We start from the raw sequence: 627 nt of genomic DNA, 5'->3' as shown, positions 1-627 counted from the left end.
ATCCGGACAAAGCCCTTCGGGCTGCTCCCGTTGCGATGATTGCCTGCCGTGCTTTGCTCCGCTTTGCTCCGCTTCGCTTTCCAAGTGATGTGTCAGCTCCCCCGCCAGCATGCGCTCGGCTAGTTGCTTCTTCAGTTGCCCTGCGAGGCTCGATTCGCCGAGAACCGACTCGGCGTCCCTGTTCTGAATCTGCGCCAGCAGTTGGTCGATCAACTCATCGCGGAACAGCTTCGGCGCTTTCCCTTGCGCCATCAGACGTGTCGTAGTCGCGCTTGGTCTTCCGAACAAAGCCCAACTGCTCGCGCAGAATTGAAAACATGCAGACACATTCGCAATCTGCCGTCACGGCAATGTGAATTACCATACGTCCACGCTGGAACTTGCTGAGCGCTCGTGAGCGCAACCTGTCAAGCAACTGGACGTCTACCTCGTCGAACGAACGCCGTTGGCCAACCTGCGAAGAATCTATTGGATCATCATGTCTGCTGTGACTGCACAAACGTTTGCCCGAGCTTTTCTCGGTAAGAGTCGATCTGGTGAGTGCTTCCGGGGCGGGACGCACGACGCCTTCCGGCGGGGCGCGGACGAAAAAAACATTCCCACGTTTGGCAAAGAGGTGTTCCGGCG

At 57.6% G+C, this 627-nt stretch carries 1 protein-coding gene and 1 pseudogene; both read right to left on the bottom strand.

Annotation, left to right across the window (positions count from 1 at the left end):
- A pseudogene (locus P0D80_RS50940) lies at positions 1-252 on the bottom strand (hypothetical protein); the annotation flags it as partial.
- Positions 215-627, bottom strand: a 413-nt coding sequence (locus P0D80_RS50935; RefSeq protein ID WP_408296513.1) for a hypothetical protein, incomplete at its 5' end; no start/stop codon positions are given. The pseudogene P0D80_RS50940 and the gene P0D80_RS50935, both read right to left, overlap by 38 nt.

This window comes from Paraburkholderia sp. RL17-373-BIF-A, assembly GCF_046030175.1.
Classification (GTDB): Bacteria; Pseudomonadota; Gammaproteobacteria; order Burkholderiales; family Burkholderiaceae; genus Paraburkholderia.
Note: the sequence above shows the minus strand (reverse complement) of the source record. Positions and strands in the feature narration are given on the sequence as shown.